Origin of the sequence: Geminocystis sp. GBBB08, assembly GCF_016743215.1 — a bacterium.
GTDB lineage: Bacteria > Cyanobacteriota > Cyanobacteriia > Cyanobacteriales > Cyanobacteriaceae > Geminocystis.
Window position 1 is genome coordinate 1 of the sequence record NZ_VRZC01000199.1, and the last position, 6,079, is coordinate 6,079.

Genomic DNA, 6,079 nt, shown 5'->3' on the forward strand with positions numbered 1-6,079 from the left:
AATTTTATGGGTAAATTCAGCTGATTTCAAAAAATCAATATTAACCCATTCTGATAATAAATCTAAACTTTTTTCACCGATTAAAGTAAAAATTTTATAATCATTAGTTATATCTATTATCCCTACTTTATCAAAAGGAAAAATATAACGATCCATCCAATCATATAACTTTTTATTTTGTTCGGGATATACTAATAATAAAACTTGATTTTCTTGAATATAAGCACTAACTAAATCAATATTTCTACCGGTGGAATTAACAAAAACTGTATCACATCCTTCTCCTACTTTTAAACCTTGAATATTATTAGTTGTTTGATTATGCAAAAAACGAAGTCTATCATCTCCTGTTATTTTTAATAAACCCCAATTACTTCTATCAATTAAAGCAACAGAATTTTTGATAGTATCTATATTAATCATATTTTTTCTAAATTTTTCTAATTATTAAGTACCAGTGCAAAATTAATTGTATATAGGCGGAAGGCAAGGGATTTAAATTCCTTGTTATCATAGATTTGAGAAAAACAAAGGGCATCGATTAATTTTGCGTACTTACTTATCAATTATTAATTTTAAAATTATTTAAGATAAAATCTTCAGCTTGAATGAGAGTTTCCGGTGTGCCAATATCTAAAAAAGATGCTTCAGTTATATGTACTTTTATTTTACAACCTTGATTGAGCAATTCAGGAAAAACATCATATTCAAAACTAAGAGGTTTTTTATCGGGAAATTTATTAATAACTGAGTGTTTAAATAAATAAACCCCCGCATTAATAACACCTTTTCCTTGTTGTTTTTCAGCAAAACTAATTAAATTATAATCATCATCATATTTTAACGAACCATAACGAGAAGCATCAGGTAAAGATAACCCTAAAATAACCCCCTCAACATCTTGATTTTCTAAGGAATTGTACAAAGATTTTAAGTCGGTAAAAATGAGAGAATCACCGTTAGTTATTAACCATGAAAAAGTTTGTTGATTTGATAAATTTACAGCATTAATAAAACCTCCTGCCGTGCCTAAAGGTTCACTTTCTTGATAACAATTTATAGTAATATTTTCAAGATTTTGCTTAGTAAAATAAGATTCAATAATATCACCTAAATAACCAGTTGAAATAATAAAATTATCAATATTTTGTTGATGCAAATAGTTAATAATCCACTCAAGAAAAGGTTTATTTGCTACCTCTGCCATCGGTTTAGGTATATTAGGTAATAAATGTTTAACTCTAGTGCCAAATCCTCCTGCTAAAATAACAGCGATCAAATTTTTTCTCTCAGAATTTATCATCGGATAATTAAATAATTAATAGTTTGTAGTAATGACTTTAGTCATTTTTTCCTTATTTTTTTATTAGGGCTAAAGCCCAAACTACGAACAAGTTTAGAAAAATGAGCTTATTTTTTTTATAATTTTATCAAAAGAAAAAGGTTTATTTTTAATAATTGGTGGTATATTTTCATAGAAAGATTGTTGATGATCAAAAAAGTTATTAATTTCCTCAAATATTCTTACTATACGCTCTTTAATTAAAGATAAACGATAATTATTAACTGTATCAATATTATCATTTTCTTGCCAATTTTCTACTGCCGATAAAATTCTTTGGACATCATATTCTTTAGAATAAACCCGCAATTTATAACAATTAAAACTAGGATCTAAATAATCTGATAAAGCATCATTAATACTGGAAAAAATTGTACATCCACAAGCCATTGCTTCTAAAGGAGGCAATCCGAAACCTTCACTAGCTTTTGCTTGTACCCAGTATTCTGTTGAGTCATAAAGATAGACTTTTGTTTGGTTAAAAATTGTCGCTAAATCTTCTACCCAATAATCAATTAAAGTTAAATTACAATGAGGATTTAACGCTGGTACAAGTTCTTCTATCAAGTATTTTGACGATTTGCGTTTCTGTACTAATACATCAATTTTTCTTTCCTGTTTTTGGTTATGATATTTGTCGGAAATCTCATTAGGAAGGTAAAAAATTAAGTTATTTGGGGCATATCTTCCCCAATAGGCTTGAGAATGCTTACTTACGCTAATTATCGGCACTTTTGACGGAATTTTTACTTTATACCCCGTACTATGAGCAAAATAAACTACATTTTGATTCTTAAGTTTTGTTAAGAGTTCTTGAATATGAGGTCCCCAATGAATAATATAAATATTATTAGCCGCACTAATATCTTTAATATCTCTGATAATTTCATCTAAAAACAAAATATCCTTTTCTTGTTTCTTATAAGTAACAGGTTGAACATTAAAAAGAGATTGTGCGATGGCCATAAATTTCAGTTGAGCAATATGTCCACCGCTATGGATATTCATTTCAGGAAAGAGAAAATAGAGGTTGCGTGATGTCATGATTTTTGTAACAAAAAATGCTCTAAATAAGGAGAAAAGAAGGGGAGGAGGAGAAGAGAGGCAAAATGCTTATTCCACAATTCTTAATTCCTCATTCCTCATTTATTTATACGTTAGAGTAAATAGTATTGCGAAGAATAGTGTAGCCTTTGATTAATTCTTGAATCCCCCTAGCTAATGTCCAATCAGGAGTAAAACCAGTACTTAAAATTCTGGCGTTAGAAACTATATAATCTCTTTTATCTGGATCTTCCCCAATTGGTGCTTCAATATAATAGAAATTAGGGATTTGTTTCTGAATTTCGGCACATAACTCTAATTTTGACAAGTTAGCATCTTCTAACCCTACGTTATAAGGTTTGCCTTTCATGGTTTCAAAGTTATCCAAACCGTGTAAAAATACTTTCACCACGTCACGGATATGAATATAATTCCGCTTAAAATGTCCTTCAAATACTACCACAGTTCTATCAGTTACGGCACGATAAACAAAATCATTGACAAGTAAATCCACTCTCATACGAGGAGACATTCCGAAAACCGTAGCCAAGCGGAAACTAATACTGTTTTCTCTTTCTAAAATAGCTTTTTCGGCTTCTACTTTAGTAACACCATAAGCAGAAATCGGGCGTAATGGGCTTTCTTCTGTACACATTTTACCCTTTTCTCCAATGCCATAACCACTATTGGTAATCGGCACTAAAAACCTTTGCTCAATACTTGCTAAACGGCATAACATTTTAATAGCATCTCGATTAGTTGTCTCCGTAGCAATTTTATCTCTCTCACATAATGGTGCGCCTACTAACGCGGCTAAAGGAATAATCACATCAGCAGATTTAACTAAGTCTTTCATTAAACTTTCCTCTCGACAATCCCCCCTCACCACTTTAAAAGTATCGTATTGACAACATTCGGCAAGACTATTTTGACGAAACATGAAGTTATCAACCACTGTCACTTCATAACCTTTATTTAGTAAGACAGGTGTTAATACTGAACCAATATACCCACCGCCTCCAGTAATTAAAATTTTCATAGTTTAAATATCAAGTTTAAATTTTAATATAGCAATCCTAAATCATTGATGAGAATTTTCAAGTTATCAAAATAATTACTTTGGCATTCATGTTTAAGCCCTTTGTTAAATAAATAATAAAATGTTTGTCTTCTCATCATTCCCAATAGGATTGTTACAGATATGCCGTATTTAATCATAAAGGACATTGAACAATTAACCATAAAAATTATCTATTAGTTTTCTCATTATCTTTCATCAATAATTTAAAACTGAACAATCCTTTAATTATTAACCAAGAGATGGTAAAATTAGCCTCAGAAAAATCAAATCAAAATGTTTATTCATTAGCTATTTGCTAAAAAAACATCAAGATAAGATTAAGTCTTCCTGTTACTTATTTTTTTTATAACCAATGCCTGAAGCAGTAGGAGTTATTCAAACTTTAGGGTTTCCCTCTATTCTCGCCGCCGCCGATACTATGGTAAAAGCCGCCCGTGTCACTCTAGTTTATTTTGATAAAGCGGAAAAAGGTGATTTTGTGATCGCCATTAGAGGCCCAGTTTCTGAAGTTAAAAGAGCTATGAAAGAAGGTATTAGAGAGGCTGGTAATGTTTTTGGTGGTGTCGTTCAAACCCATTATATAGTCCCTAATCCACCCCCTAATGTGGTAGATGTTTTACCTATCGAATATACAGAAACTTCTCTACCTTATCGTTCATAATTTTATTTCTTAATTGTGAATAATTCTGTAAAAAAAACAACAGTTTTAGATCATAATTTCATAATTTTATCATTTCATCAATTAAGTTTATTTTTATTTAATTTTTATCCAAGGAGAATTTTTTATGCCTTCCCAAGCAGCAGTAGGATCTTTAGAGACAAAAGGATTTCCAGGTATTTTAGCCGCTTCCGATGCTATGGTTAAAGCTGGTAGAGTAACCTTAGTTGGTTATATTCGTGTAGGTAGCGCTCGTTTCAATGTTAACATTAGAGGAGATGTTTCTGAGGTTAAAACTGCTATGGCGGCAGGAATTGAAGCAGTGGAAAAAGTTGAAGGTGCTACTCTTGAATCATGGGTAATTATTCCTCGCCCTCATGAAAATATCTGTGCAGTGTTGCCAATTGATTACACAGATGCGGTTGAGCCTTATCGCCAAGCAGTGGAATAAGAATGAGGAATTAAGAATGAGGAATTAAGAATGAGGAATTAAGAATGAGGAATTAAAAATGAGCAATTGAAAATGAGCAATTGAAAAATTAAAAATTAACTATTACTTTGTACTAATTAACTATTATTGAACCACTATCCACTATAGCAATCCTAAATAGGTTGTGGTAAATTAAATAGTAGTTAATAACTCTCAAACTCAAGTCATTTCTAAATTCTAAATTCTAAATTCTAAATTCTAAATTTTTCCCAACGAAAATGCCACAAATCAAATAGGATTGCTATATTCATTATTCCTGTTTAATAACCTGAATTATTCAAATAAAATATCTTCAAAACATTTTTCTCCTACTTCTCGTAATTGCCTTCCTATTTTGGCGTTAGTATCTGCCTGTTTACTAATTTCTCTAAATTTTTCAGTAGTATAACGTTTCCTAAATTCTTTGATACTGCAATCACAGACAGTTTTCGCTGCTTCAGCTGTTAATCCTTCTTTTTGCGATCGCACTAAACATTGTTGGGTATAATTACACCACACGGCGGCTTCTTCAGGTTTTAAGCCTTCTTTGACAAAACCTTGAATACATTGTTGTTGATTAAATGGTTTAGGAGATTGTGCAAAAGATTTAGAAGTAAAAAGAGGGATAGAAAAACTAAAAAAACACAAGTTGACTATAGTAATCAAACCGTTAGATTTTAACATAATTTATTCTTAAAAAATTGTTTTATTAAGAGTTATAGTTATTTAAGATGCTCAGACTATTTAAAAAGTTCCGAAATTAATTGATAATGTTGAGGAATAGGTGATTTAAAATAGGAAATAAAAATCGCACAATTATTTAATCAAACTTTTTGCGTCTTGAGGTTTCTTTTTTTAAGAAGGTTAAGGAAACTAAAGAAAAATAATATTAAGATTAAGGAATCTCAACTAGATACATTAAAGAAAAATTGCTCCCTCTTTAATTAACTCTTGTTTTTTATCTTTATCTAAACCTAAATTATTACTAAAAATAGTGCCTTTAACGTTAATTTTACTTAGACTGGTATTTTGTAAATTAGTATTAGTTAAATTAGCATTACTTAAATTTGCACCGATAACATTAGCTAAAGCTAAACTAGCATTTTGTAAACTAGCATTTTGTAAATTTGCACCTTCTAAATAAGCACCACTTAAGTCAGCACCATTAAGTTTAATATACTGTAAATTAGCTTCACTTAAGTCAGTATCCGTTAAATCTGCCCCCCGAAGATTCCCAGAAGAAAAGTTAGCACTACTCAAATTTAATCCACTTAAATTAACGGCGGTTTAATATCCTCCCCCCAAAAATTTTTAAAGATTTTAAACTTCTATCTCGGCTCATTTTTTGAAAATATTTTTTTTTTTTTTTTTAATATTTTGTGTAGTTTTTTTTTAATTAAAAATTTTTTCTTTTTCTATATTCTTTTTTTGTTTTAAATTATGGGTAAAATCTAAATCTTTTAAACCAAAAAATGTTTTACTTTG

Annotated in this window: 7 protein-coding genes and 1 pseudogene; 2 read left to right on the plus strand and 6 right to left on the minus strand. The window is 30.1% G+C overall.

The features are described from left to right. From FWJ34_RS17350 to FWJ34_RS17365, 4 genes and pseudogenes are all read right to left on the minus strand, one after another. Positions 1 to 423 (minus strand): annotated as a pseudogene (locus FWJ34_RS17350) (folate-binding protein); the annotation flags it as partial. A 139-nt stretch (positions 424 to 562) separates the two neighbouring features. Continuing rightward, positions 563 to 1,303, minus strand: coding sequence for a nucleotidyltransferase family protein (locus tag FWJ34_RS17355; RefSeq protein WP_308256599.1), 741 nt, complete (start codon positions 1,301 to 1,303; stop codon positions 563 to 565). 93 nt (positions 1,304 to 1,396) lie between these two features. After that, positions 1,397 to 2,386 (minus strand): glycosyltransferase, encoded by a 990-nt coding sequence (locus FWJ34_RS17360; RefSeq protein ID WP_308256600.1) that lies wholly within the window; start codon positions 2,384 to 2,386, stop codon positions 1,397 to 1,399. A gap of 106 nt (positions 2,387 to 2,492) precedes the next feature. Next, positions 2,493 to 3,425, minus strand: coding sequence for an NAD-dependent epimerase/dehydratase (locus tag FWJ34_RS17365; protein ID WP_308256601.1), 933 nt, complete (start codon positions 3,423 to 3,425; stop codon positions 2,493 to 2,495). 394 nt (positions 3,426 to 3,819) lie between these two features. Between FWJ34_RS17365 and FWJ34_RS17370 the strand changes: the two genes are divergently transcribed. Together FWJ34_RS17370 and FWJ34_RS17375 are read left to right on the plus strand one after the other, a co-directional pair. After that, a complete protein-coding gene (locus FWJ34_RS17370) occupies positions 3,820 to 4,128 on the plus strand; it encodes a carbon dioxide-concentrating mechanism protein CcmK (protein ID WP_308256602.1) in 309 nt (102 codons plus the stop codon). Between the two features lie 124 nt (positions 4,129 to 4,252). Further along, the gene (locus tag FWJ34_RS17375; RefSeq protein WP_308256603.1) at positions 4,253 to 4,576 is read left to right on the plus strand and encodes a carbon dioxide-concentrating mechanism protein CcmK; all 324 of its coding nucleotides are present in this window, start codon (positions 4,253 to 4,255) and stop codon (positions 4,574 to 4,576) included. Between the two features lie 312 nt (positions 4,577 to 4,888). Here the strand turns inward: FWJ34_RS17375 and FWJ34_RS17380 are convergent, their stop codons facing one another. Continuing rightward, the gene (locus tag FWJ34_RS17380; protein ID WP_308256605.1) at positions 4,889 to 5,278 is read right to left on the minus strand and encodes a hypothetical protein; all 390 of its coding nucleotides are present in this window, start codon (positions 5,276 to 5,278) and stop codon (positions 4,889 to 4,891) included. Between the two features lie 234 nt (positions 5,279 to 5,512). Beyond that, the gene (locus tag FWJ34_RS17385; protein ID WP_396232064.1) at positions 5,513 to 5,854 is read right to left on the minus strand and encodes a pentapeptide repeat-containing protein; all 342 of its coding nucleotides are present in this window, start codon (positions 5,852 to 5,854) and stop codon (positions 5,513 to 5,515) included. Between the last annotated feature and the right edge of the window lie 225 nt (positions 5,855 to 6,079).

Excerpts from the sequence above, each read along its gene's own strand:
- FWJ34_RS17380 (WP_308256605.1), bottom strand. The coding sequence starts at position 5,278 with ATGTTAAAATCTAACGGTTTGATTACTATAGTCAACTTGTGTTTTTTT.
- FWJ34_RS17375 (WP_308256603.1), top strand. The coding sequence starts at position 4,253 with ATGCCTTCCCAAGCAGCAGTAGGATCTTTAGAGACAAAAGGATTTCCA.
- FWJ34_RS17370 (WP_308256602.1), top strand. The coding sequence starts at position 3,820 with ATGCCTGAAGCAGTAGGAGTTATTCAAACTTTAGGGTTTCCCTCTATT.
- FWJ34_RS17365 (WP_308256601.1), bottom strand. The coding sequence starts at position 3,425 with ATGAAAATTTTAATTACTGGAGGCGGTGGGTATATTGGTTCAGTATTA.
- FWJ34_RS17355 (WP_308256599.1), bottom strand. The coding sequence starts at position 1,303 with ATGATAAATTCTGAGAGAAAAAATTTGATCGCTGTTATTTTAGCAGGA.
- FWJ34_RS17360 (WP_308256600.1), bottom strand. The coding sequence starts at position 2,386 with ATGACATCACGCAACCTCTATTTTCTCTTTCCTGAAATGAATATCCAT.